Source organism: Mycolicibacterium madagascariense (assembly GCF_010729665.1).
GTDB lineage: Bacteria > Actinomycetota > Actinomycetes > Mycobacteriales > Mycobacteriaceae > Mycobacterium > Mycobacterium madagascariense.
In genome coordinates this window covers 2,257,354-2,279,356 of sequence record NZ_AP022610.1, presented here as the reverse complement: position 1 = coordinate 2,279,356, position 22,003 = coordinate 2,257,354, and the positions used below count along the sequence as shown (strand labels likewise).

Genomic DNA, 22,003 nt, shown 5'->3' with positions numbered 1-22,003 from the left:
TCGCGGAAACGAGACCGCACGGTGACCCGTCAGGGCGCGACGGCGGTGCTGGCCGGATCGATGAGGACCTTGGCGTGCGTCTCGGGATCACCGAGTGCGTCGAACGCCGCGGCCACCCCGTCGAGCCCGACGGTGCCGGTCAGCAGCGGCGTGCCGTCGACCTTGCCGTCGGCGAGCAGATGCAGGGTGTCGCGGAATTCCAGTGGCGTGTAACCGAATACGAACCGCAGGTCGACTTCCTTGGCGATCGCCATCGCCGGCCGTAGCTTGTCCTCGCCCATGCAGACCCCGACCACCACGACCCTGGCGTTCAGCGGCGCGGCGGCGATCACCCCGTCGATCATCCCTGGCACGCCGACGCACTCGAAGATCACCGGCCGCTTCGGACCCGCTGCTCCGAATGCATCGGCGGCGCGGTAGACGTGCGACCAGCCCGGCAGCCTGCGCAGCTTCTCCATCGATCCCATGCCCAGTTCGTAGAGATCGGGCGCGTTGGTGATCGTTCCCCTACCCGCACGGTCGTAGGGCGACTCGACCGCGGGATCCGCGACGACGTCGGCACCGCACCTGGTCGCGAGTTCCCTTCTGCCCGAGGAGAAATCACTCGCCACGATGGTCTTCACCCCGCGCGCCCGCAGGTGGCTGATGACCGCGAGCCCCACCGGGCCGCAGCCCACGACGATCGCGACGTCGCCCTTGCCGATCTCGCTGCGGCGCACCGCGTGCAGGGCCACCGCCATCGGTTCGGTCAGCGCCGCGACGTCGGCGGGCAGGCCGTTGGGGACGACGAAGGTCATCGCCGCCTCGGCCAGGACCTGCTCGGCGTAGCCGCCGGGCGCCAAGGGCGAGAGCCCGGTCAGGTGCACCCCACCGCCGGCCCGCACCAGCGGGAACGACACGACCAGCGTGCCCACCTTGAACTCCTTGGCGACGCCGCGGCCCCGCTCGGCGACCTCGCCGCTGAACTCGTGACCCATCACCACCGGCGTCTCGGCGCGCATGAAGTCCTCGTAGCCCACGGCGGTCATGACGTCGGTGAGCTCACCGGCGTGATGCCGGGCATGCAGATCGGAACCGCATATGCCACAACGCTTCACGTCGAGGACGAGCTGACCCTTCTGTGGCTGCGGGGCGGACAGGTCGACGACGTCGAGGTTGCCCTGCAGGCAACTCACGGCCCTCATCGGGACACCCCGTCGGCATCGACGCGGCGCAGGGCGTCCGCGGTGAGATCCTTCAGCGAGGCGTAGCCGTCGACGGCCATGACCAGGTCGGCCTCGGCGAGCAGGGACCGCAGCACGTGCACCACGCCGTCGACGCCGCCGAGGGTCATCCCGTAGGCGTACGGCCGTCCGATGCCGACCGCGGTGGCCCCGAGGGCGAGGGCCTTCACGACGTCGGCGCCGCTGCGGACGCCGGAGTCGAACAGCACCGGCACCCCACCCGCCGCCTCGACCAGACCGGGCAGGCAGTCCAGGGCGGGGATCCCGCCATTGGCTTGGCGCCCACCGTGATTCGAGCAGTAGATGCCGTCGACCCCGCCGTCGATGGCGCGACGGGCGTCGTCGGGATGCTGAATGCCCTTCACGATCAGCGGGAGCTTCGTCAGCGATCGCAACCAGGGCAGGTCGTTCCAGCTCAGCGGGTTGCCGAAGACCGACACCCACTTGAGGATCGCGCCCTGCGGGTTCTCCTCGGGCGACTGAGCCAAAGACGCGCGAAAGAACGGGTCGCTGAAGTAGTTCGCCAGGCTGTGGCCCCGCAACTGCGGGAAGTTCGACGTCGACAGATCCCGCGGCCGCCACCCGGGGATCCAGGTGTCCAGCGTCACCACGATGCCCCGGTACCCCGCGGCCTCGGCGCGCGCGACCAGGCTGGCGGCCAGGTCACGGTCGGTCGGGGTGTAGAGCTGGAAGAAGCCGGGGGTGTCGCCGAGTTCGGCGGCCACGTCCTCCAGCGGATCGGAGGTCAGCGTCGACACCATCAGCGGCACGCCGGTGCGGGCGGCTGCCCTGGCGGCGGTGAGATCGCCGTGGCCGTCCTGGGCGCACAGGCCGATGACGCCGATGGGGGCCATGAAGACCGGCGACGGCAGGGACAACCCGAAGAGTTCCACGGCCACGTCGCGCTCCTTGGCGCCGACGAACATCCGCGGCATCAACCCCCATCGCTCGAAGGCCGAGACGTTGATGCGCTGCGTGCGCTCGTCGCCCGCACCGCCGGCCACGTAGGACCACAGCGACGGCGACATCGCCGCGCGCGCCTTGGCCTCCAGTTCGGCGAAGGCCATCGGCAGCGATGGAACGACGCCGGAGAGGCCCTGCAGGTAGATCTCGAGCTGATAGTCGCCGAATGCCATGCACCCAGGGTGCCAGTCCGGGGTCACCCGGCGGGCGAGGACTCCGCTTTCGCCAGCTCGGCCTTCCACTGCCGGAAGGTCTCCTCGGTGCGACCGCGTCGCCAGTAACCGGAGATCGACGCCCACTTCGCGTCGACGCCGCGCTCCTTGCGGACGTAGGGCCGCAGGTTGTGCATCACGGCCTGCGCCTCGCCGTGGATGAACACCTGGGCCTGCCCGGGTAGCCAGAGCGCTTCCTTGACGGCCGCGATCAGCGGGGCGCTGTCCCCCGCCAGGTCTTCGCCCACCAGATCCGCGCGGCCGCCGCGGTAGATCCACCGGATCTGCACGCCGTCGGGGGCAGTGAGCTGTACCTCGTCCTCGGGACCGCTGACCTCGATGAAGGCGAGCCCGACGGCGTCGGGTGCGAGCGCCTCCAATCCCGCGCTGATGGCAGGCAGCCCCGCCTCGTCGCCGGCGAACAGGTACCAGTCGGCGGCCGGATCCGGGGCGTACGCACCGCTGGGCCCCATCAGATACGCCGGATCGCCCGGCTGAACCGACGCCGCCCAGGGTCCGGCCACGCCGTGCTCGCCGTGCACCACGAAGTCGATGGCGATCTCACGGCGGTCCGGATCCGCGCGACGCACGGTGTACGTGCGCACGACCGGTTGGTACGCCTCCGGCAAGTCCTTGAAGCTGTCCAGCGTCAGCGGGGTCGGCAGCGCCGCCACGTCGGTGTCGGAGCGCGGCAGCACGATCTTGACGTAGGAGTCGGTGAACGCACTCGGGGTGAAGGTGTCGAAGCCGCGACCGCCGAGCACCAGCCGGATCATGTGCGGTGTCAGCCGTTCGCTGCGCACCACGTCGAATGTGTGGATCGGACGCCCTGCCACCAGTCACCTCATCACCATCGTCGTCACCGTCGTCGTCGCGTCGTCGCCGGCCCGCTCGACTATACGAGCGGCGGGCGCCGCGTGGCCGGCTACGTTTTCGCCCGCTTCCGGCTCGCGAGACCCCAGCGCCCGTCGCGCTTGACCACCAGTCCGGCGAGCTCCAGCGTCGTCAGCGGGCCGAGCAGGCCGGTGGCGGGCAGCCCCGACGCGGCCGCGATCTCGTCCACGGTGCGTGCGCCGCGGGCGGGCAGGGCGTCATAGGCCCGCAGCTCGGCGTCGGACAGCCCGTCCAGTGGCGAGGTGGGTCTGGCCGGTTCCGGCGCGAGTTCACCGGCCGCGCCCACCAATTCGACCACCTCCTCGGCGCGGGTGACGAGGGTGTGGCCGTTGCGGATCAGTGCATGACAGCCCGCGGAGGCGCCGGAGGTGACCGGCCCCGGACACGCGCACACCGGTCGGCCCAGCGCCTCCGCCCACGCCGCGGTGTTGGCCGCGCCGCTGCGCAACCCCGCCTCGACCACCACGGTGGCCCCCGACAGCGCGGCGACGAGCCGGTTGCGGGTCAGGAACCGATGGCGAGCGGGGCGCATCCCCGGTGGGTACTCGCTGACGAGCAGCCCGCGCTCGGCGATGCGGCGCAGCATCGTCGCGTGCCCGGCGGGATACGGGACGTCGACGCCGCCGGCGAGGACCGCGACGGTGAGACCCTCGGCGGCCATGGCCGCGCGGTGTGCCACGCCGTCGATGCCGTAGGCCCCGCCCGAGACGACGGCGACGTCTCGCTCGGCCAACCCCGCCGACAGGTCGGCCGCGAGGTGTTCGCCGTACGCCGTCGCCGCGCGCGTCCCGACGATCGAGCACCCGCGTTCGGCGACGTCGACGAGGGAATCCGCGCCGACGACCCAGAGCACCATGGGCGCGTGCCCCTCCGGCCGGCCGCGCACCCGCTCCCCGTGGAACGACCCGAACGCCAGCAGCGGCCACTCGGGATCGTCGGGCGTGACCAGCCGCCCACCCATCCGGGTCAGGATCTCCACATCCTCTGCTGCACAGTCGATGTCGCGCCGAGCCTCGGTGATCCGCGCCACCTCGGGTCCCACGGCGCCCCGCCTGATCCGCGCCGCGGCCTCGACGGGACCCAGCGTCGCGACGAAGGCCGCCAACAGGGGCGAGGGTGGCTCGACGACGCGTGACAGGTACGCCCACGCCATGGCGTCGTCGGTCATCGGTCGCCTCCACCCTGCCGAAAGCTCAGCGCGGTGTTCACGTCGGTCAGTCCCGGCGCCGTGCGGCCGCCCAGATCGGCGAGCGTCCACGCGACGCGCAGCGTCCTGTCGACCCCCCGCACGCTGAGCTCGCCCCGGTCGAGTGCCTGGCGCAGGGGCGCCATGGTCGCGCGGTCGAGCCGGAACCTGCGGCGCAGCAACGGTCCGCCGACCTCGGCGTTGGTGCGGACGCCGTGGGGCGCCCAGCGCTCCGCCGCGGCGGCCCTGGCGGCGGCCACCCGCTCGCGCACGGCGGCCGTGGACTCGCCCTCGGTCGCCGTGATGGCCCCGGACTGGACCGGGTGCAACTCCACCTTGAGGTCCACTCGGTCCATCAGCGGGCCCGACAACCGACCGAGGTATCTGCGCTTGGCAGCGGCCGGACACAGGCAGTCGCTGGGTCGGGCCGGGGCGCACGGACACGGGTTGGCCGCCAACACCAACTGGAAGCGGGCCGGGTAGCGGGCGACGCCGTCGCGGCGGGCGAGCCGAATCTCGCCGTCCTCCAACGGCGTTCGCAACGCCTCCAGGACGCTGGTGCCGATCTCGGCGCACTCGTCGAGGAACAGGACACCCCGGTGGGCGCGGCTGACCGCGCCGGGACGGGCCACCCCCGAGCCGCCGCCCACCATGGCCGCGACGGTGGAGGTGTGGTGCGGCGCGACGAAGACGGGCCGGGTGATGAGCGGGGTGGACCCCGACAGCAGACCCGCGACCGAATGAATGGCCGTCACCTCCAGGGACTCCTCGTGGCTCAACGGCGGCAGCAGACCCGGAAGACGTTGTGCCAGCATCGTCTTGCCGATTCCGGGTGGGCCGGTCAGCAGCAGGTGATGCGCGCCGGCGGCGGCCACCTCGACGGCGAACCGGGCATGGGTCTGCCCGACCACGTCGGCCAGGTCGGCGATCGGCGCCGGCTCCGACGCCGACCCCACCACCCTGTCGTCGAGAGAACCCTTCCCCGCCAGCCACGCCTTCAGTTGGCTCAGCGACGTCGCGCCCCACACCTGGATGCCCTCCACCAGACTGGCCTCGGCCAGATTGGCGATCGGCACCACCACCGCGGCCCACCCCTCCCGCTTGGCGGTGAGCACCGCGGGCAGCACGCCCTTGACCGGACGGACCCGGCCGTCGAGCGCCAGCTCGCCGAGCAGCACCGTGGTGTCCAGCTTCGGCCAATGCTGCTGCTGCTCAGCCGACATCACGGCCACCGCCAGGGCGATGTCGTAGACCGAGCCCATCTTCGGCAGCGTCGCCGGTGACAGGGCCAACGTCAGGCGGGTCATCGGCCACGCGCTGCCGCAGTTGGTGATGGCCGCCCGCACACGGTCGCGGGCCTCCTGCAGCGCCGCGTCCGGCAGCCCGACCAGATGGACCCCCGGCAGACCCCCGGTGATGAATGCCTCGATCTCCACGATCGCGCCGTCCACTCCGCGCACCCCCACCGAATACGCGCGCCCGAGCGGCATCACCCCACCCCCCGCACATGACTGATCTCGGGTGCCGGGCCCCGTCCGATGCGGACGCCGATCACGTCGATGCGCACCTGCGCCCAGCGGTCGTCCTGCGCGGCCAGCCACGCACCGGCCAGCCGCCGCAACCGGCGCACCTTCTGCGGCGTCACCGCCTGCTCGACGCCGCCGAACTGGTCGCTGGTGCGCGTCTTCACCTCGACGAAGACCACGGTCCGCCCGTCGGCGTCCACGGCGATCACGTCCAATTCGCCGTGGCGACAACGCCAATTGCGGGCCAGCACCCGCAGGCCGCACGACTTCAGATAGTCGACCGCCAGCTGCTCACCGTGCGCCCCGATTCGAGCGCGACTCCACGTTTGCGTCATGCCCACACCATGGCGGCAGGCGGTGACGAAACGGGTCGCTCGTCAGCCCGTCATCCACAGGCGCGCATTCATCCACAGACGTCGTCGAATTCCCCGTCGGGCGGCGACCCCGCGGCCGAGTTGGGCTTCGTTGGGCACCGGCCCCGTCATCGAATGATGACGCGGCCGGCCGGAGGACGTCGCCGAGGCCGCCCCCGCTCTAGCCGAAGACGCGCGACGCTAGTCCTGCTTGACCACGTGCAACGCGCTCAGCGGACCACCCAGCTGCATGAGTCGCCCGCCGTCGCGCAGCCCACCGACGTGGACGGCGGCGAAGCCCAGAGCCTCCGCGAACTCGGCGAACACCGCATTCGCATCGTCGTCGTCACCGGCGTGGAACACGACCTGACGCCCGTCGCGGTGGTGGGGATCGGGGGCGATGAACGCGGCGAACATCGCGTTGAACGCCTTGACGACCGTCGCGCCGGGCACGTGGCGGGCAACCCACTCGCTGCCCGTCTCGTCGCCCAGATCCGCCCGGCCCGAATACGTCGGCTCGTACTGGGCGAACTGATTGGTGGCGTCGACGACCAGCCGACCGGTCCAATCCGGGATGACGGCGACGACCTCGGGCACCTTGGCGAAGGGCACGGCCAACACCACCAGGTCGGCGTCGGCGGCGTCGGATACGGTGCCCGCCTGCACCGGGTCACCGAGCTCGGCCACCAGACCGGTCAGGCTGTCGGGTCCGCGACTGTTGCTCAGCAGCACCGACACTCCGCTCGCCGCACACCGGCGGGCAATGGCCTGGGCGAGCGGACCCGCCCCGATCACGCCGACGCTGACGATCATGTCCTGCACGCTAGGCATTGTGGATCGCTCGGTCAATAACAGGGTCATGTGGGCACCTCTCTCGACGACGACCACCTCAGCGCGCGGTGGGCAGCAGGGCGATGAAGTTCTCGGCGGCCGCCTGCATCTTCGCCTGCGGACAACCCGACTTGCGCATGGCCTCCATGCCCCTCAGGAACGTCAGCACCAATAGCGCCACGTCGGCGGCCTCGACGCCGGGATCGACGTCGCCGTCGCGCTGGGCGGCCGCGACCGTGTCGGTCAGCATGTCGTGGTAGCGCTGCATCGCGGACTTGACCCGACGTGCCACGTCCCTGTCCTCGGCCCCCAGTTCGGCCGCGCTCTTGGCCACCAGGCAACCCCGCTTCGCGTCGGCGGGCGACGTGCCGGCCTTCCTCCTGACGTGGGCCACCAGACGGTCCAGCGCCGACAGGCCGGGTGCGGTCAGGTCGGCGGCGATCGATCCGATGGTCATCGCGCAGTAGTCGTCGAGGGCCCTGAGATAGAGGGCGTGCTTGTCGCCGAACGCGCCGTAGAGACTGCCCCGTCCGAGTCCCGTCGCCTCGGTCAGGTCGTCGAGTGACGTGCCCGCGTAGCCGGCCGACCAGAACTGGTCGCGCGCGGCCGCCACGACGTCCTCCTCGGCGAAGGTACGTGGGCGGGCCATGCCTCGATGATACCCGTTGCCGACCGATCGTTCCATAACTTCGGGTCGGACGCCGACCGGCCGAGACCCCGCACGAGGACCCCGTGCGAGGATGTGGGCCATGGCAGGCCGACGTCGTCATCTGGGCCCGGTGGCACTGCTCCTGCTGGCGGCGATCTCCAGCGGGTGCGACTCCACGATCGTCAACACCAACGACGCCCGGCCCACGACGGCACCCAGCACGACGACCGCGCCGCCGTTCGCCAACCCCACGAACAACGACCTGTTGGCGAACGCCTTCGACTACGCCGCACCGGGACCCGACGGCGCCACGGCCTACTACTTCACCACCCCGAGCAAGCGCTGGGTCTGCGCGATCGTCCCCCGGACGAACGCGGGGTGTCAGGCGGCGACCGGGTCGACCCTGCCCGTCAAGGGCGCCCCTGACACCGTGCCGGGACCCGACGGGACCGACACCGCTCCCAACGCCATCCAGGTGGGTCGCACCGGCGATCCGTCGTTCGCCGCACTCGAGTCCCCCGGCTTCTCACCGGTGCCGGGTCCCCCTGTGGTGCTGCCCTTCGGCAAGGTGCTCATCGCCTCGGGGTTCCGGTGCAATGTTCAGGAGGCGACGGGCATCTCGTGCGCCAGCGAATTCACCGGCAACGGCTTCACGTTCAGCGCCGACGGCTTCACCACCCAGTACACCGACCTACCGGCCTGACTAGGACGACAGCGCCTCGAACAGCGTCGCCAACTGGGCCGGGGTCAGGTCGATGCCGCACTGATCCTTGACGTCCTTCAGCGGCTGGACGATCTTCTGCAGGTCGAGGTACTCCCCGGGGTGGGCGAGGAAGTAGCCCCGCACCGAGGTCCGCGCGACGTCGGGCGGCTGGTTCGCCGCCGCGGTCAGCACGTCGTCGGCGCCCGGGTGGACATCGAGGTAGCCGCCCGCCGAGTTCAGGACGCCGCTGGCCGTCTCGGCGAACCCGCTCGCCTTGCACGGTGCGGCATGGGCCGCGGGTACGGCCAGGCAGGCGCCGACGACGCAGGCTCCGACGGTACCGATGACGCTGCGGCGGACGGTGGTGGCGAACAGCTTCATGGGCATGGCTTCCTTCGTCGGATCGGTTCGGCGTGAACCGCGCTGGCAGTCAACGTACAGAACCCCTTACCCGCAATGCGGGTGATCGCTAACGCTCTGCGACGAGTCCCTCTTGGACGAGGGTCGCCGCCACGGCGCCGTCCGCGCCGAACAGGCTGCCGGTGATCACCGCGCGACCCCGCGCCGCGGCGGGTGAGCGGGTCTCCAGCAGGTTCCAGCGATCGGCCCGGATGCGGCGGTGAAACCAGATCGACGAGTCCGTCGTGCCACTGCGATGCGTGCGCGCCGTCATCGAATGTCCGTGCACCCGAAGCGCCGGGTCGATCATGTACACGTCGCACACGTAGGCGGCGACGACGTCGTGCAGCAGCGGGTCTTCGGGCAGGGGCACCTCGACCCGCCACCAGAGTCGTCTGACGAACTCACCGGCCGACCGGTCGTCGACGACGCGAATGTCGATCTCGTCCAACGGCATCGACGGTGCCGGACCCACCGGGCCGGTGCGGGCGAGCGCGTCGGGGTCCTGCGGCAACACCTCGACGACACCGTGCTCGGGCCCCGCCAGCGGCACCGAGAACGACACGCTCGCGGTGGTCAGCAACCGCCCGTCCTGGGACGCCTCGACGCGGCGCGCCGAGGCCGTGCGCCCGTCGTAGACCCGCTCCACCGCGTAGTCCACCTCGGCCCCCGCCTCGCCGCCGCGCAGGAATTGCAGGTGCATGCTGGTCGGCAGTTTCCCCGCCTCGACGGTGCGCGTGGCGGCCGCCAGGCTCTGCGCCATGAACTGTCCCCCGAAGGCCCGCTTGCCGTCGGGTCCGCTGGCCGGGCCGATCCACGATCCGTCCGTCGGGCCCGGTCGCACGTCGAGCAGCCGCGCCAGCGCGCTCATGCGACGGTGCCCGCGGCGCGCAGGCCGTCGAGCTGCGAGTCGGTGAGGCCGAGGCGTTCGCGCAGCACCTCGTCGGTGTGGTCGCCCAGCGCGGGGGCAGGCACGGCAGGCCGGTAGGCCCCGTCGACCGCCACCGGCAGCCCCGGCGCCAGGTAGTCGCCGATGCGCGGCTGGGCCAGCCGACTGAAGAGCGGGTTGTCGGTGACCTTGGGGTCGGCGGCGGTCTCGGCGAACGTGCGGTAGCGCTCCCACAGGAGGGACGTCGCGGACAGTGCCTCGGCGATCTGCTCACCGGTGTGCTCGGTGAACCAGACCGTGAACAGTCCGGTCAACGCATCGCGATGGCGGTAGCGCTCACCCTCGTCGGAGAGATCGGCACCGAGCGCCTGACCAAGGGCGGCAACGGCTTTCGCCGTCCCGGTCACGTCGGTGAGGTCCCCGAAGTGACGCCCCGTCAGGGCGACGACCATGAACGCGACGCCGTCGGCGCTGACGAAGGCCTGCCCGTACTGCCCGTAGATCGAGTTGCCGATGCGCTGCCGCACGTCGCCGTTGATCATCACCTCGGTCAGGAACCCGAGGTTGCCCGCGGTGGCGAGCGCGACGTTCTCGAGCGGAACGGTCAGGCGCTGTCCCTCGCCGGTCGCATCGCGGTGGCGCACCGCCGCCGCCACGGCGAGGGCGACGTAGAGCCCGCACGTGACGTCCCACGCGGGCAGTACGTGGTTGACCGGGCCCGCCCACTCACTCGGCCCGGTCACCAGCGGGAAGCCGACGCCCGCGTTGACGGTGTAGTCCACGCCGGTGCCCCCGTCGGCGCGGCCCGAGACCTCGACGTGGATCAGGTCCGGGCGCAGGGCGGCCAGCGCCTCATGGGAATGCCATTGCCGCCCAACCACATTGGTGATGAAGACCCCGCTGTCGGCGATCAGCCGGGTGATCAGCTCCCGGCCCTGCTCGGAACGCCCGTCGATGGCCGCCGACAGCTTGCCCTTGTTCAGACCCGCCCAGTAGATGCTCTCGCCGTCGGCCGTCAGCGGCCAGCGATGGTAGTCGGCCGCACCGCCCACGGGATCGACGCGGAGCACCTGCGCGCCGAGCTGAGCCAGCGTCATGCCGGCCAGGGGGACCGCGACGAAGCTGGACAGCTCGACGATTCGCACCCCTGCCAGGGGTCTGGTGGGGTCAGTCATGACGCCCACGATATGGGGGCGGGTTCAGACGAGGTCGACGGCGTCGGCGATCGAGTCGAGCACCCGGCTGGGCCGGAACGGGTACTTCTCGATGTCGGCCACCGTCGTGGATCCCGTCAACACCAGGATGGTCTCCAGTCCGGCCTCGATGCCCGCGACGACGTCGGTGTCCATCCGGTCCCCCACCATGTACGTGCTCTCGGAGTGCGCTTCGATCCGGTTGAGGGCGCTGCGGAACATCATGGGATTCGGCTTGCCGACGAAGTAGGGCTCCCGCCCCGTCGCCTTGGTGATGAGCGCGGCGACCGACCCGGTGGCCGGTGTCGGCCCCTCCGCGGACGGCCCGGTGACGTCGGGGTTGGTCGCGATGAATCTGGCGCCGCCGCCGATGAGGCGGATCGCCTTGGTGATCGCCTCGAACGAATACGTGCGCGTCTCGCCGAGCACCACGAAGTCGGGCCCGGTGTCGGTGAGCGTGTAACCGACCTCGTGCAGGGCCGTCGTCAGGCCCGCCTCCCCGATGACGTACGCCGACCCGCCGGGCAGCTGGTCGTGCAGGAAGGCCGCGGTGGCCAGCGCCGACGTCCAGATCGCGGCCTCGGGCACCTCGAGCCCGGACCGGTGCAGCCGCGCCGCGAGGTCGCGCGGGGTGAAGATCGAGTTGTTGGTGAGCACCAGAAACGGGCGCTGCTTGTCGGCGAGGCGCGCCAGGAACTCCGCGGCACCGGGCAGCGCGCGCTCCTCGTGCACGAGTACGCCGTCCATGTCGGTGAGCCAGCACTCGGGGGAAGATCGCACCGGCTCAGTGTTTCACGCGGGTCAGCGGACGATCACCGAACTCGGCGTCCGCGGCGCACCGAGCGCGTCGCGGTGCGACGGCGGCTGACGACCGTGCGCGTCGGTGATGCCGTAGCGGTGCGCAAGTTCGGCCGCGATCAGCGTCTGTCCGCTCAGCGCGGCGAGGTCGGGATCCCGCCACAGGGCGTCGAGGACGTGTCCGATGAATTCGGGCGTCTCGGCGTGCTTCGAGAACTCCTCCAGCGCCTCGGGGCGGCCGTCGAAGGCGCTGCGGAACGCCTCGGTGAGCAGGATTCCCATCCAGACGGCGACGGTCGAGACGCCGGTGTCGGCGAAGTCGACGGCCATGTCGGCGGCCATCTTGTCCACGCCCGCCTTCTGAGCGCCGTAAGCCGGGCCGTGCATACGTTAACCAGAATGACAGCTAGCATGGCTGCCATGGTCAAGAGGGGTTCAGAGGCGAAGAGCCTCCGCGTGTTGGGCAGGCTACGGCTCTCGATCGCGTCGGATGAATCGACGTCGATCGAACGACAGCGAGAGGTCATCACGTCGTGGGCAGAGTCCAACGGACACAACGTGATCGGGTGGGCCGAGGACGTTGACGTGTCCGGGTCCATCGACCCGTTCGATACCCCGCACCTGGGCGACTGGCTCAACAACCGGGCCGACCAGTTCGACGTAGTGGCGTGCTGGAAGCTCGACCGGCTGAGCCGTAACTCCATCCGGCTGAATGCGCTCTTCGGCTGGTGCCTCGACCACGACAAGACCGTGTACTCCACCTCGGAGGCGATCGACCTCGGGACGGGTGTGGGTCGACTGATCGCGTACGTGATCGGATTCCTTGCCGAAGGCGAGCTGGACGCCATGAGAGAGCGTCAGCTCAGCTCACGCCGCAAGCTCCGAGAGGCTGCTCGGTGGCCCGGCGGCAAGCCTCCGTACGGTTACCGAACGGTGGACAACCCGGACGGGTACGGCAAGGTGCTGGCTATTGACCCAACCGCGGCGAAGGTTGTTCGGCGGATCGTGGACGCCGTTCTAGACGGCGTGCCCCTCGGCCGCATTGCCGAGGAGTTGAACCGGGAGGGTGTTGTCTCGCCCGCGGACCACTATCGGATCTGCAACGGTGGCGAGGACACCGGATCGCCTTGGCGCACTTGGCCCATGCGCCACCTGTTGCTCTCCCCCACGCTAGTGGGACACGCCCACCTCGGAGGGGTAACCGTCCGAGACGACCAAGGCAATCCGGTGCTGATGGCGAAGCATCCACTCGTCACCGCGGACGAGCGGGAGCTGATCGCGTCTGCGCTGCACCGCGCCGAGGGGGCTCCGCGTGAGCGGCGAGCCCCTGCGCTCTTGGGTGAGATCGCCCGGTGCTGGTACTGCGAGTCACCTCTGACTACGAACAGGCAGACCAAGACTCTCGCGGGTGGCAAGACGAGGGAATACGGCTACTACCGATGCCCCCAAGATTGTGGCGCCATGGTGCCGATCGCAACCGCCGACGAGAGCTTCGAGCGGGCCTTGCTCGATTCACTCGGGGACGAGGACGTGACCGAGCGTGTCTGGGTGCCGGGTGACGACCACCAGGCGGCTCTACGGGAGGCTGTGGCGGCGCTGGAGGAGCTTTCCGATTCAGCCGGGAGGATGACCTCCCGGACTGCCAAAGACCTTCTACAGCGACAGCTCTCCGCGCTCGATGCGCGGATCGCGGAGCTAGAGTTGCTGCCCTCCCGAGAGGGCGGATACGAGAATCGCTCGACCGGTGAGACCTACCGTCAAGCTTGGGAGAGGACCGCGACCAGCCCGGAGGCTCGCCGAGACATGCTCAAGCGGATCGGGGTGGACTTTCGTCTGGGCATTCACGACGGCCAGTTGCTCGCCGACGTCGTCACTCTTGGCGACCAGTTGACGGTGCAGGAGACGTAGGCCCGCTCCGCCGGAGCTTGCCCTCTCGCTTCCGCGGCGATCGCCGCCGCGGCCTGGCGGCTGTGGCGGTGAGGCTGAGGTTGATTTTCGAGCCTCCCGCGTGCAGGCGGACGCTGTCCAAGTCGAAAAAGCGAATCGACGCGCCGACAACGAGCACGAGGACGATCACCGTGGCGACCAGAAACAACACGTCAGTCATAGATCAAGTACATCCGACCCACGCAAAGCACGCGCGAACTGGTGTTTTGTCATTTGCTAGCGCTCTGAAGTGCAGTTTCAGACACTAAACTTTCTGCGACTCAATTTCGTGATATGCGACACATCTCATATTAGGCCAGGTCAGGGAGCTGTATTTACCAGGTTCCGACGAGGTGCGGTAGGCTAAGCGCCATTTCAGCCGTAAACGTAGATTTCAGCAAACTTCTTGCCTTAGGCGATACGCCAGGCGCGCTCCCGGCAGGGCGACTAGGCACGTTGGAGGGGTTGCACCGGCGTAAGTAAGCAACTTGCAACTACTACATATGGCAATTGATCGATCGGAGATACACCAGATGTAGTGTGTAGGCAGCCGCAGAGAGTTCTTGTCTGGGCGGCGGCCCTCCCGAGGAGACGATGTCATGAGCAGGTGCACAGCACCCGTTGAAGGCCACCGGTCGGCAGCGGCTGCCGCTCGGTGTCCGTCCTGTCGTGGACGCCGGTCCTACGGCCGCTCGTCCTACTCCGCGCCGAGCTACCCGCGGCGCGGTTACTCCGCGCCCACGTATCAGTCGCGAGCCAGTACCTCGTCTTCCGGGGGATCGTCCGGGGGGCGCGTGCGTCCGAGGTGGTCACCGAGCAACTCCACGGTGACCTACACCCCGCAACAGGTGCAGGCGTTGGCCCCCATTCGTCAGCAAGTCGAAGCGCGGGCACTGGCGCACCCCGACCTCCGCGACGGGTTCCTGTGCCACGCCTGGGATGACCGGCGGGGCGTGGCGAAGGAGCTGCACGACCTGCTGGAGGCCGCGGGCGTGTCGGTCTGGTTCAGCGAGAAGGACATCCTCCCCGGCGTCCCGTTCCTCCGTGCGATCGACAAGGGTTTGGCGAACTCTCGCATCGGGTTCGTGATGGTCACTCCCGCGTTGATGACGAGCATTCAGGCTGAGGGGGTTGCCGACAAGGAGCTTGCGGCTCTCTTGAGAGGCGATCTACTGGTTCCCGTCGTACACGGAATCACCTACGGCGAGCTGCTTGCGGTGAGCCCCTTGCTCGCCTCGCGGCACGGTTTCGACACCGAGGTGGACTCGCTGGATGTGATCGCCATCAAGATCGCGGAGCTCGTCGACCTGACGAGGCCGATAGATGCCTAGGGCGAGAACGCAAGCCACAGCGCGGCCGAGAGAGCCGCAGTGCCCCAAAGCGGCATGGTCAGCACCAACCACCGCGCGACCACGTAGCCGGTTTTGATCCACCATGGTTTCGCTTGCCAGAAGTAAGCCCGGAACACGTCGCCGCCCGAAGGCACGACCAGCGGCCTGTGCGTCGTCGGGCCGTTCAGGTCGAGCCGCAATGCAAGCCAGAAGGTGACCGCGGATGCGACGACGAACGAGGCAACCACGATGAGGAGATCCACCACGAAGTTCCGATTCGTCGGCGGCGGGATCGTCCCCGCGCCCAGCCCGAACAAATAGCCCGCGATGACGACGATGAACCCGGCGACGGTCTGGGACGCGACGTCTCGCACGAACTTCCGGCGGTAGAGCCACATGATCCAGCCCGGGACGCGGAGCATGACCAACGGCTTGCGGGGCGGCGGCATTAGAGAGATGCTGCCAGGTCCGATGGCTGGTCAGGCGTAGGCCGAACCGCTGCGCCCCGTGCGTATAAATCGATCAAAGTCGACCCTCAGCCGGTTGTTAGCCCGCATAATCAGTGCCATGACGATCCGGGGGGCGTTTTTTCTTGCTGCTGCTCTAGCCATGACTGTTTCCGCGTGCTCGGGCGACGACGACTCCACTGTTTCGCCTACGGACTTCGCGACTGCACACTCGCAAGACGCACATTCGGTGGTCGTCTCAGTCCAGGAAATCGAGGAGGGTGTGGGGATGCTGACTGGCGACTCGTTCAACAGTCCTAGTGCGCTCGCGTCCTTCGACGGAGTTGTGAACGACGCCCAGTCGTCGTTCGACAAGGTCCACAATGTATTGCTGGAGGCGGCCAAGCCGAAGGGCGTAGAGGACGGCGAGGTCGAAATGTGGTCGGCCACAGACGAACTCAGCCACGCGATGAAGTCGCTGCGCGCGTACGTTGACGACCAGAAACCATCGGACATAGCGGACTACAAAACACACTGGGATCAGGGACGGGCCTGGTGGAATCAGGCTGTGGAAAAGGTCTGGGGAGAGACGTCCATACCCGCGCCGTCCATCCCGAACGCGCCGAGCGCGCCTCCTCCCACCTAGGCCGCTCACGGGACCCGCTGCGTCTAGCTCCGCACCATGACGTAGGTAGCGTGCGCCGTTCGCGGGCTGCCGGTGTGGAGCTGAGCATCCCCGTCGATCGAGTACCGCTTGCCGCGCCATTCGACCTGAGCCCGTGAGCCTAGGATGCCCCCGCCGGCTGGCCAACCGCCGGCCAACCTGAGCCGGTATCGGGTCTCGGTGCTGCCGTCGTCGTCCTCGGTGGAGCTGATCGGCTGAACGCTGGCGCTGGTGACGACGCCCACGGTCCCGGGCCTGGTCACCTTGTTGCCGTCTGAGTCGGTCACGGTCACCTCGGGGTAGACCGTGACGGCTTCTGTGCCGCGTCGGAGAAGACTCACCGCGCCCCCAACCGGGGGGCGATGGTGAACATGCGGCTCGGTTCGATTCCGAGCCGAGACCACTCTTCGGGGAGGATGCGGAGGCGGTTGTCGGCGGCGTCGCGGGAGAGCTGATAGCCGTAGCTGCCATCCTGCTCGCTGTATATGCCGTCCGGGTTGCGGACAACGCGGAGCACGGCCTCGGCCTCGATGTCCCGAACGTCGTCGGCCTCGAGGTCTCCAGCGTCGATCTGCTCGAGCAGATCGGGGATGCGTCGGAGGAGCATCCGCTCCACCTGAGCCAGTCGGCGCTCGACTAGCGCCGTCTCGGCGGTGTCTAGTTTCTTGGCCCAGAGCGCCGCCACGTCGGCGGCGGTAGCGATTGGCATCAGATGGCCCTTTCGAGTCGGTCGAGTAGTGCAGCGGTCGCCGGGTTGGCGAGCTTCCCGGCTGCCTGCTTGGCGCGCATGTCCGCAAGGAACTCGGCGTGCGATCGGGTGTCGAGATTGGTCAGTTGTGCTTTCATCAGCCGCATCAACGCAGCGCCCACGTCTTCGCGAGCGATGGCGCGGCGGGTGTGCTTTCTGCCAGCCCTCATCAGCTGTGCCACCTCGCGTCGGCGGCACGCTGGCCCGACTGGCTGCGCGTCATCTTGCCGTCTCCGGCGTCTGCGTCCACCCGGATTGACTTGAGCATGGACAGGAACAGGGTCTGAGTTTTGCGGAGGTCATCGACCTCGGGCATCGAGGTGAGTTGGCCGTTGTATCCGGCCACCCGAGTGTCGTCGCCCGCGGCGCGGACCTTGCGACGTAGCCGGTCGATCTCGTCGGTTAGGTAACAGGCTTCCTCGATGACGGACATGACCTCGGGGCTCCCGCTGAAGTCGGCGGAGCCGTGCAGCTCGCGCCACAAACGCTTGCCGCGGGCTCTGAGGCCCCGCGGGTACTTCGGGATGACCGCCGCATCCGCGTCGGTTTCTGTCATGTTTTGCCTCGTTTCCGGCCCGAAACAGGGCCTGTTCGTCGTGGTGTTGAGCTGCGGGTTTGCGACGTCACCGCAGGTGGGGTTTCGGAAAAACTGGGCTATGCGTCGCATCCGATGGCGCACCCGCATAACCGACCGGTCGAAGAGGGGCCCCGGAGGGGGTCCCCCCTGGGGGTTATGCGTTGTGGGACAACGGATTACGTGTTGACAGGGTGACGGTCCTCGTGTTCACTCGATCGCATGATGATTACGAGAAGTGTTGCAGCCCTTGTCATCTCCCTCACCGCTCTTGTCAGCGGTGCGGGCCTGGCTCACGCCGAGGACACGGTGAAGCTCACCGAGCTACACACGGTCGATGGAGTGGACTACCCCGCCTGTGCGTACGAGGACTGCTCAGACCAGCCCACGGGGGTGGGTCTGTGGGAGGACCATGACACGGGGAACTGGTACCTCACCACGCCCGAGAAGTCCGTCCTCGTCGTGGACGACACAGTCCGCTAGCCCACCCATCCACCAGCGAGCCCCTGCCCTCACGGGTGGGGGCTCGTCTACGTCGGTGCTAGGACTCCTCCCGGGGGATCACAAGGATCTGCACAGGAAACGGTCCTACGTTAATGCCCGGAGTTCGCACAAACTCCTCCGAGTCGGTCCCGGCCATCCCCCCCGTTGGCCGGGGCCGATCTCGTTACCGCGAGTGCACGCTGAGTTGCGCCGGTGGATAATCCGGCTGTGACCACTGACGAGGATCGACCGATTCGCATCCCCTACCCCGACCACCCGGACTACGGCCGGGTGCTCGACGAGCTGGGCATCATCTGTATCGCTCAGGACATCCCGCGGTGGACACCTGACGGGGAGGGTGCTGCACCGGATACGGACTGAGCAGCAGGTGCTGGTTCTTTGAATGCCTGCCACTGCTCGTCGGTGATGCCGACCGAGCGGGCTTGCTCCCGGAGTGCGGCGTCGGCGGTGAGGTAGCGGTCGAGCGCGTCGGACGCCTCGACCAGCGAAGCCCACAACTCACCTGTAGCGGCCCCTGGGCCGATCGCAGCGCACACTCGTCTGGTCTTGCTCATCTCGGTATCGATGACCTTGCACGGGTAGGCGCAATACTCCATCCGTCCGCCGTTGTGCGCGGCCTGGCGCGGACGGTTGCAGCCGTCGCGTCGACACGTGACGCCGCGCCTGCGGCTTCCACCCCGCCGCGTGCGTTTCTTGCCGGTCGTGGTCTCTGCCATCTGTTCATCCCCTCTGTGGTGGTGTGAGGAGACCAGAAGGGCACCCGCTCGGGGTGCCCCTCCAGCCTCGTATTCAGTTGTCTCGCTTTGGGTTTTGGGTCAGGCGATCTTGTAACCGCGCACGACACCGGCAGGGTTGAGGAACCCGATGCCGAGACGCGACACCGCGCGGACCCACTGGCCGTCCCGCTGGACGTTGGGGAATCGCTCCACGCGGGTGCCCTCGCGCATCACTAGGACGACGTGCGCCTTGGGGATGCCCCAGAACTTGGTGTTGGCGTCCACCTGGTCGGAGACCACGACGGGGAGACCGGCCACGGTGAGCCCGTCCTCCACGAACTGAATCAGGGTCTGGTTCGAGCCGCTGGCGACCTTGAGCTTGCTCAGCGCCTCGGCCTGCGCCGGGGAGACGATCCACGACGTGAGATCGGAGCCGTGCGTCTTGGCGGCAAAGCGAGCTGCCACGAACGGATCGAGATTCGCCAGGCTCGCGCCGGTCTCCACGCCCGTGTAGGCGATGGAGAGCAGACCATCCGGTCCCTTGGCCGTGGTGTTGGCGAGGTAAGCGCCGTCGATCGCGCGCGTGATCTGGTTGGACAGACCGGCCGCGATGAGGTCGAGCGCCTCGGGCGTCGAATCCTTCGCCAGCTCGTTCGAGATCGGGGTGAGGCCCGCGGTCTTGGTCGGGATGACCTCGACCTCGTCGGTAGCGCCGTCCGTCTCGGCGATCACGTCGTTTTCGTTGTACCAACCGACAGCGGGGTCCGCGGTCCAGAGCGGGAAGTTGATCTGCTTCTTGTCGGTGCCGACGACGGTCGCGGTACGGGCTGCGACCGAGGTCGCCTTGACTGCGAGGTCGACGGCCTTGCCGTAGTCCTCGGGGGTGAAGGCGTCGGCGGTGTTGGTGCGGAGCATGGTCATGCGTATTCCTTTGAGAGTGGTTGTGCTGCGATGGAAAAGGCCCAGTCACGGACTGGGCCTCGGGGGTGCCTCACAGAGGCTTTTAGGTGAACGCGAGCCACGGACTCGCGCTCGAAATCAGTAGGGCTGAGTGGTGCTGCCCCGAAGCAGATCAGCCATCGTGGGGAGGCGCTGCGGCGTCCCCTGACCACCTAGTCCCATCGACGGGTCGATCGCCGGGGCATTCCTTCGCAGACCGGGACGCTCAGCGAGGACGGCTGCCACGTCGGCGGCAACCCTCTCGGCGTCCACGTCGCCCTGGTCGGTGAGGTAGTCGGCCACGCCGTTGCCGTTGATGAACAGATCGGCGCCCATCGACAGACCAGCCTCGGCGGCGAATCGTTCGACCTCGGCTCGCTGCATCCGCTCGATGCGGGCGGTAGCGGCTGCCAGCTCGTCCCGGGCGGCGTTGCGCTCGGTTCGATACCGCGCCTCCCGGTTGGGCTTGGGCGACGCCTCGTCGGTGGTCGTCGGCTCGGCCTCGGGGGTCTCGGTCGTCGTGTCGTCGGTAACGGTCATCGCTTGGTCTCCTGGTATCGGCGGTTGAACAGGATGCGGCGGGCATCCTCGCCCGGGCTCTGCGAGATCCCGGGGCACTTGTCTTCGAGCTTGGCGAGCTTGTCGGGGTCCTCGAACCACGGAACGTCACCGGCCGCGCGGACGGCGGCGAAGTAGCACTCAGTGTTGAACACCGATCGGAGGAACGCTTGCTCGCGTTCGTCCTCGGTCACGTTGCGATCCCGTCGAACACCGACCGCCACCCTGGCGGCAAGTAGCCCTCGGTGACCGCCATGCGGCTGTAGAGCGGAATCGCCGCCTTCCCGGGCGGCGCGTAGTCGCCAGCGGTGGGCCACGTCCGAACCTCCGCGATCGGGACGCCCAGCCACTTGGCAATCTCGGTCTCGGTCATCAGGACCGGGGTGTTCTCGTCCACGCATTGCAGGCACATGCGGGTGTCTGCTCGGCCGTACTTGTCGGCCGGGAACCTTGTCTCGGGCTTGCGTCCCCGGCAGTCCTGGCACACCCTCGTTTTGACGTTCGCGGACGCGCTGGTCAGAGCGTCGTCCGTTTCGATCGTGGGGGCAAGGGCAGCCAGTTGGGGGCTGCCGAGGGTGGTTGTACCGGAGAGGGTCATTCGCAGCGTCCTGTCGCCACGTCGTCCCACGCGGTGATCTGCAACCCGTCGAACGGGTTGCGGCCGGTGCCGAACTCGACGGCGGCGTCTGGGCCGACGTCGAACGTCCTGGGCGGTGCGCCGCTCTCGGCGGCTGCCAGGACGGCTTGCTCTAGCTGGTCGTACATTTCATCCCCTCTTGTGGTTACGAGATCAGCGGTTGCCGATCCCGGATACAGCGAGAGCCCCGGCTGTCAGGCCGAGGCTCACAGTTGTGGTGTTGCGATTGCCGGTTACTCCATCCGGTCGCCGAAGGCGCGCGGAAGGTTCCTAGAGGGTGGCCTCTTCGGAGGCCACTCTGAGTCGGGCAGCCCGTCGGCTGCCCAAACGACGGCACGCCCTTCGCGTGCGTCTAGCCGTTCGCCCTCATCGGCGAACGGGTCTCCCGTGGGTTGTGCCCACGGGTCGTCTCTACTGGCATCTGAACTACAGAACTTCTCTTGAGGAGAAGTTCTAGGAGTAGTAGGGCGTGCATCTGCGCCCGGTAGTAACCGGGCGTCTGTGCACGGTTGGGGTGTGTAACCGGGCATCTGCGCCCGGTTAGGGTCCTGATCTCTAACCGTGCGTATTTGCACGGTTGGGGTTGTGTCTAACCGGGCATCTGCGCCCGGTTGGGGGTAGGTCAGCCGGTACTCGCTGGCGCGGCCAGCTCGACCGCGCTTGGAGACGAGCCACCCGACGTCTTCGTTCTTCCTGAGCTGCCGACGCACATTCGACTCGTCCAAACCCGTGTCTTGGGCCAGGGTCTCTTGGGATACCCATCCGGCGAGGGTGTCGTTGTCCACGTAGGTGCGGATGGCATTGACGACTGCACGCGGCAACTTCGGGTTGCCGTTGCGGTTGTATGCCTGGTCCCAGCGGATGATCGCGGGAACGTCCTTAGCCACGGCGCAGAGCCTCCAGCGCGGCGCGGGCCTCGTTTCGCTCTTTGCGGTAGCGGGCGCAGTCGGCACGAAGCTGGGCGACGCTCTTCTGCCAACGCGGCGACAGACCGCTCTCTGCCGCGTCACGCTCGTCGCGTAGTCGTCGTTTCAGGCCCCGGATCTCAACCCGTAGGTTGAGGATCAATCGTTCGGCGCGCTCCTGGTCGTACTCGTGTTGCATGGCGATCTCCTTATAGGGGTTGCGTGCCACCTGGGCA

The 22,003-nt window shown here is 68.4% G+C and carries 29 protein-coding genes and 1 pseudogene; 6 read left to right on the top strand and 24 right to left on the bottom strand.

The window, feature by feature from the left end:
- Nucleotides 1–29: 29 nt before the first annotated feature.
- The 8 genes from G6N60_RS10825 to G6N60_RS10790 form a co-directional block, all read right to left on the bottom strand.
- Nucleotides 30–1,184, bottom strand: coding sequence for a zinc-binding dehydrogenase (locus tag G6N60_RS10825; protein WP_163736448.1), 1,155 nt, complete (start codon nucleotides 1,182–1,184; stop codon nucleotides 30–32).
- A complete protein-coding gene (locus tag G6N60_RS10820; RefSeq protein ID WP_163736444.1) occupies nucleotides 1,181–2,359 on the bottom strand; it encodes an alpha-hydroxy-acid oxidizing protein in 1,179 nt (392 codons plus the stop codon). The genes G6N60_RS10825 and G6N60_RS10820 overlap by 4 nt, the downstream gene beginning before the upstream one ends.
- A gap of 23 nt (nucleotides 2,360–2,382) precedes the next feature.
- Complete coding sequence (locus G6N60_RS10815) at nucleotides 2,383–3,234, bottom strand: siderophore-interacting protein (RefSeq protein WP_163736440.1); 852 nt, start codon at nucleotides 3,232–3,234, stop codon at nucleotides 2,383–2,385.
- Between the two features lie 89 nt (nucleotides 3,235–3,323).
- Complete coding sequence (gene dprA, locus G6N60_RS10810; protein ID WP_163736437.1) at nucleotides 3,324–4,460, bottom strand: DNA-processing protein DprA; 1,137 nt, start codon at nucleotides 4,458–4,460, stop codon at nucleotides 3,324–3,326.
- Nucleotides 4,457–5,968 carry a YifB family Mg chelatase-like AAA ATPase gene (locus tag G6N60_RS10805; protein WP_163736435.1) on the bottom strand — a complete coding sequence of 504 codons (1,512 nt, stop codon included), beginning with the start codon at nucleotides 5,966–5,968 and terminating at the stop codon, nucleotides 4,457–4,459. The genes dprA and G6N60_RS10805 overlap by 4 nt, the downstream gene beginning before the upstream one ends.
- Nucleotides 5,968–6,339 (bottom strand): YraN family protein, encoded by a 372-nt coding sequence (locus G6N60_RS10800; protein ID WP_163736432.1) that lies wholly within the window; start codon nucleotides 6,337–6,339, stop codon nucleotides 5,968–5,970. Before G6N60_RS10800 ends, G6N60_RS10805 begins: the two co-directional genes overlap by 1 nt.
- A 219-nt stretch (nucleotides 6,340–6,558) precedes the next feature.
- On the bottom strand, nucleotides 6,559–7,170 hold the full coding sequence (locus G6N60_RS10795; RefSeq protein ID WP_163743776.1) for an NADPH-dependent F420 reductase: 612 nt from the start codon (nucleotides 7,168–7,170) through the stop codon (nucleotides 6,559–6,561).
- Nucleotides 7,171–7,246: 76 nt separating this feature from the next.
- A complete protein-coding gene (locus G6N60_RS10790; protein WP_179969674.1) occupies nucleotides 7,247–7,837 on the bottom strand; it encodes a TetR/AcrR family transcriptional regulator in 591 nt (196 codons plus the stop codon).
- A 100-nt stretch (nucleotides 7,838–7,937) separates the two neighbouring features.
- On the opposite strand from G6N60_RS10790, the gene G6N60_RS10785 reads away from it, so the two are divergent.
- Complete coding sequence (locus tag G6N60_RS10785) at nucleotides 7,938–8,540, top strand: hypothetical protein (RefSeq protein ID WP_163736426.1); 603 nt, start codon at nucleotides 7,938–7,940, stop codon at nucleotides 8,538–8,540.
- On the opposite strand, the gene G6N60_RS10780 is transcribed toward G6N60_RS10785, so the two are convergent.
- From G6N60_RS10780 to G6N60_RS10760, 5 genes and pseudogenes are all read right to left on the bottom strand, one after another.
- Nucleotides 8,541–8,927 carry a heme-binding protein gene (locus tag G6N60_RS10780; RefSeq protein WP_246240549.1) on the bottom strand — a complete coding sequence of 129 codons (387 nt, stop codon included), beginning with the start codon at nucleotides 8,925–8,927 and terminating at the stop codon, nucleotides 8,541–8,543. It abuts the gene before it with no gap.
- Between the two features lie 82 nt (nucleotides 8,928–9,009).
- Nucleotides 9,010–9,810, bottom strand: coding sequence for an acyl-CoA thioesterase (locus tag G6N60_RS10775; protein ID WP_163736424.1), 801 nt, complete (start codon nucleotides 9,808–9,810; stop codon nucleotides 9,010–9,012).
- Complete coding sequence (locus G6N60_RS10770) at nucleotides 9,807–11,003, bottom strand: CoA transferase (protein WP_163736421.1); 1,197 nt, start codon at nucleotides 11,001–11,003, stop codon at nucleotides 9,807–9,809. Before G6N60_RS10770 ends, G6N60_RS10775 begins: the two co-directional genes overlap by 4 nt.
- Before the next feature lie 24 nt (nucleotides 11,004–11,027).
- Complete coding sequence (locus tag G6N60_RS10765) at nucleotides 11,028–11,801, bottom strand: HAD-IIA family hydrolase (protein WP_163736418.1); 774 nt, start codon at nucleotides 11,799–11,801, stop codon at nucleotides 11,028–11,030.
- Nucleotides 11,802–11,822: 21 nt separating this feature from the next.
- Nucleotides 11,823–12,206: pseudogene (locus tag G6N60_RS10760) on the bottom strand (short-chain dehydrogenase); the annotation flags it as partial.
- A 24-nt stretch (nucleotides 12,207–12,230) separates the two neighbouring features.
- Here G6N60_RS10760 and G6N60_RS10755 point away from each other — a divergent pair.
- Both G6N60_RS10755 and G6N60_RS10750 read left to right on the top strand, forming a co-directional pair.
- Nucleotides 12,231–13,727 (top strand): recombinase family protein, encoded by a 1,497-nt coding sequence (locus G6N60_RS10755; RefSeq protein WP_163736415.1) that lies wholly within the window; start codon nucleotides 12,231–12,233, stop codon nucleotides 13,725–13,727.
- Nucleotides 13,728–14,572: 845 nt separating this feature from the next.
- Nucleotides 14,573–15,076 (top strand): toll/interleukin-1 receptor domain-containing protein, encoded by a 504-nt coding sequence (locus G6N60_RS10750; RefSeq protein WP_246240546.1) that lies wholly within the window; start codon nucleotides 14,573–14,575, stop codon nucleotides 15,074–15,076.
- On the opposite strand, the gene G6N60_RS10745 is transcribed toward G6N60_RS10750, so the two are convergent.
- Nucleotides 15,073–15,525 (bottom strand): hypothetical protein, encoded by a 453-nt coding sequence (locus G6N60_RS10745; protein ID WP_163736409.1) that lies wholly within the window; start codon nucleotides 15,523–15,525, stop codon nucleotides 15,073–15,075. The genes G6N60_RS10750 and G6N60_RS10745 overlap by 4 nt on opposite strands.
- Nucleotides 15,526–15,643: 118 nt before the next feature.
- On the opposite strand from G6N60_RS10745, the gene G6N60_RS10740 reads away from it, so the two are divergent.
- Nucleotides 15,644–16,168, top strand: coding sequence for a hypothetical protein (locus G6N60_RS10740; RefSeq protein ID WP_163736406.1), 525 nt, complete (start codon nucleotides 15,644–15,646; stop codon nucleotides 16,166–16,168).
- A 23-nt stretch (nucleotides 16,169–16,191) separates the two neighbouring features.
- On the opposite strand, the gene G6N60_RS10735 is transcribed toward G6N60_RS10740, so the two are convergent.
- Genes G6N60_RS10735 through G6N60_RS10720 form a run of 4 tightly spaced genes read right to left on the bottom strand, consistent with a single transcriptional unit; the run spans nucleotide 16,192 to nucleotide 17,490 of the window.
- Nucleotides 16,192–16,473 (bottom strand): hypothetical protein, encoded by a 282-nt coding sequence (locus tag G6N60_RS10735; RefSeq protein ID WP_163736403.1) that lies wholly within the window; start codon nucleotides 16,471–16,473, stop codon nucleotides 16,192–16,194.
- Between the two features lie 50 nt (nucleotides 16,474–16,523).
- A complete protein-coding gene (locus G6N60_RS10730; protein WP_163736400.1) occupies nucleotides 16,524–16,895 on the bottom strand; it encodes a Gp19/Gp15/Gp42 family protein in 372 nt (123 codons plus the stop codon).
- Nucleotides 16,895–17,104 (bottom strand): hypothetical protein, encoded by a 210-nt coding sequence (locus tag G6N60_RS10725; RefSeq protein WP_163736397.1) that lies wholly within the window; start codon nucleotides 17,102–17,104, stop codon nucleotides 16,895–16,897. The genes G6N60_RS10730 and G6N60_RS10725 overlap by 1 nt, the downstream gene beginning before the upstream one ends.
- Complete coding sequence (locus G6N60_RS10720) at nucleotides 17,104–17,490, bottom strand: hypothetical protein (protein ID WP_163736394.1); 387 nt, start codon at nucleotides 17,488–17,490, stop codon at nucleotides 17,104–17,106. Before G6N60_RS10720 ends, G6N60_RS10725 begins: the two co-directional genes overlap by 1 nt.
- Before the next feature lie 240 nt (nucleotides 17,491–17,730).
- Here G6N60_RS10720 and G6N60_RS10715 point away from each other — a divergent pair, with 240 nt between their 5' ends.
- Complete coding sequence (locus tag G6N60_RS10715; protein WP_197746932.1) at nucleotides 17,731–17,991, top strand: hypothetical protein; 261 nt, start codon at nucleotides 17,731–17,733, stop codon at nucleotides 17,989–17,991.
- 228 nt (nucleotides 17,992–18,219) lie between these two features.
- Nucleotides 18,220–18,372 (top strand): hypothetical protein, encoded by a 153-nt coding sequence (locus G6N60_RS10710; protein WP_163736391.1) that lies wholly within the window; start codon nucleotides 18,220–18,222, stop codon nucleotides 18,370–18,372.
- A gap of 455 nt (nucleotides 18,373–18,827) precedes the next feature.
- On the opposite strand, the gene G6N60_RS10705 is transcribed toward G6N60_RS10710, so the two are convergent.
- The 6 genes from G6N60_RS10705 to G6N60_RS10680 form a co-directional block, all read right to left on the bottom strand.
- A complete protein-coding gene (locus tag G6N60_RS10705) occupies nucleotides 18,828–19,649 on the bottom strand; it encodes a phage major capsid protein (RefSeq protein WP_163736387.1) in 822 nt (273 codons plus the stop codon).
- A 117-nt stretch (nucleotides 19,650–19,766) separates the two neighbouring features.
- Complete coding sequence (locus tag G6N60_RS10700) at nucleotides 19,767–20,207, bottom strand: hypothetical protein (protein ID WP_179969673.1); 441 nt, start codon at nucleotides 20,205–20,207, stop codon at nucleotides 19,767–19,769.
- Nucleotides 20,204–20,419, bottom strand: coding sequence for a hypothetical protein (locus G6N60_RS10695; protein WP_163736383.1), 216 nt, complete (start codon nucleotides 20,417–20,419; stop codon nucleotides 20,204–20,206). The genes G6N60_RS10700 and G6N60_RS10695 overlap by 4 nt, the downstream gene beginning before the upstream one ends.
- The gene (locus G6N60_RS10690) at nucleotides 20,416–20,622 is read right to left on the bottom strand and encodes a hypothetical protein (RefSeq protein WP_163736380.1); all 207 of its coding nucleotides are present in this window, start codon (nucleotides 20,620–20,622) and stop codon (nucleotides 20,416–20,418) included. The genes G6N60_RS10695 and G6N60_RS10690 overlap by 4 nt, the downstream gene beginning before the upstream one ends.
- A gap of 197 nt (nucleotides 20,623–20,819) precedes the next feature.
- Complete coding sequence (locus G6N60_RS10685; protein ID WP_163736377.1) at nucleotides 20,820–20,990, bottom strand: hypothetical protein; 171 nt, start codon at nucleotides 20,988–20,990, stop codon at nucleotides 20,820–20,822.
- A gap of 751 nt (nucleotides 20,991–21,741) precedes the next feature.
- The gene (locus tag G6N60_RS10680) at nucleotides 21,742–21,996 is read right to left on the bottom strand and encodes a hypothetical protein (protein WP_163736373.1); all 255 of its coding nucleotides are present in this window, start codon (nucleotides 21,994–21,996) and stop codon (nucleotides 21,742–21,744) included.
- Nucleotides 21,997–22,003 lie beyond the last annotated feature (7 nt).

Excerpts from the sequence above, each read along its gene's own strand:
- G6N60_RS10780 (WP_246240549.1), bottom strand. The coding sequence starts at position 8,927 with ATGCCCATGAAGCTGTTCGCCACCACCGTCCGCCGCAGCGTCATCGGT.
- G6N60_RS10820 (WP_163736444.1), bottom strand. The coding sequence starts at position 2,359 with ATGGCATTCGGCGACTATCAGCTCGAGATCTACCTGCAGGGCCTCTCC.
- G6N60_RS10725 (WP_163736397.1), bottom strand. The coding sequence starts at position 17,104 with ATGAGGGCTGGCAGAAAGCACACCCGCCGCGCCATCGCTCGCGAAGAC.
- G6N60_RS10730 (WP_163736400.1), bottom strand. The coding sequence starts at position 16,895 with ATGCCAATCGCTACCGCCGCCGACGTGGCGGCGCTCTGGGCCAAGAAA.
- G6N60_RS10715 (WP_197746932.1), top strand. The coding sequence starts at position 17,731 with ATGATGATTACGAGAAGTGTTGCAGCCCTTGTCATCTCCCTCACCGCT.
- dprA (WP_163736437.1), bottom strand. The coding sequence starts at position 4,460 with ATGACCGACGACGCCATGGCGTGGGCGTACCTGTCACGCGTCGTCGAG.
- G6N60_RS10795 (WP_163743776.1), bottom strand. The coding sequence starts at position 7,170 with ATGATCGTCAGCGTCGGCGTGATCGGGGCGGGTCCGCTCGCCCAGGCC.
- G6N60_RS10685 (WP_163736377.1), bottom strand. The coding sequence starts at position 20,990 with ATGTACGACCAGCTAGAGCAAGCCGTCCTGGCAGCCGCCGAGAGCGGC.
- G6N60_RS10825 (WP_163736448.1), bottom strand. The coding sequence starts at position 1,184 with ATGAGGGCCGTGAGTTGCCTGCAGGGCAACCTCGACGTCGTCGACCTG.
- G6N60_RS10705 (WP_163736387.1), bottom strand. The coding sequence starts at position 19,649 with ATGACCATGCTCCGCACCAACACCGCCGACGCCTTCACCCCCGAGGAC.
- G6N60_RS10740 (WP_163736406.1), top strand. The coding sequence starts at position 15,644 with ATGACGATCCGGGGGGCGTTTTTTCTTGCTGCTGCTCTAGCCATGACT.
- G6N60_RS10700 (WP_179969673.1), bottom strand. The coding sequence starts at position 20,207 with ATGACCGTTACCGACGACACGACGACCGAGACCCCCGAGGCCGAGCCG.
- G6N60_RS10800 (WP_163736432.1), bottom strand. The coding sequence starts at position 6,339 with ATGACGCAAACGTGGAGTCGCGCTCGAATCGGGGCGCACGGTGAGCAG.
- G6N60_RS10805 (WP_163736435.1), bottom strand. The coding sequence starts at position 5,968 with ATGCCGCTCGGGCGCGCGTATTCGGTGGGGGTGCGCGGAGTGGACGGC.
- G6N60_RS10745 (WP_163736409.1), bottom strand. The coding sequence starts at position 15,525 with ATGCCGCCGCCCCGCAAGCCGTTGGTCATGCTCCGCGTCCCGGGCTGG.
- G6N60_RS10720 (WP_163736394.1), bottom strand. The coding sequence starts at position 17,490 with ATGACAGAAACCGACGCGGATGCGGCGGTCATCCCGAAGTACCCGCGG.
- G6N60_RS10790 (WP_179969674.1), bottom strand. The coding sequence starts at position 7,837 with ATGGCCCGCCCACGTACCTTCGCCGAGGAGGACGTCGTGGCGGCCGCG.
- G6N60_RS10775 (WP_163736424.1), bottom strand. The coding sequence starts at position 9,810 with ATGAGCGCGCTGGCGCGGCTGCTCGACGTGCGACCGGGCCCGACGGAC.
- G6N60_RS10755 (WP_163736415.1), top strand. The coding sequence starts at position 12,231 with ATGGCTGCCATGGTCAAGAGGGGTTCAGAGGCGAAGAGCCTCCGCGTG.
- G6N60_RS10785 (WP_163736426.1), top strand. The coding sequence starts at position 7,938 with ATGGCAGGCCGACGTCGTCATCTGGGCCCGGTGGCACTGCTCCTGCTG.
- G6N60_RS10770 (WP_163736421.1), bottom strand. The coding sequence starts at position 11,003 with ATGACTGACCCCACCAGACCCCTGGCAGGGGTGCGAATCGTCGAGCTG.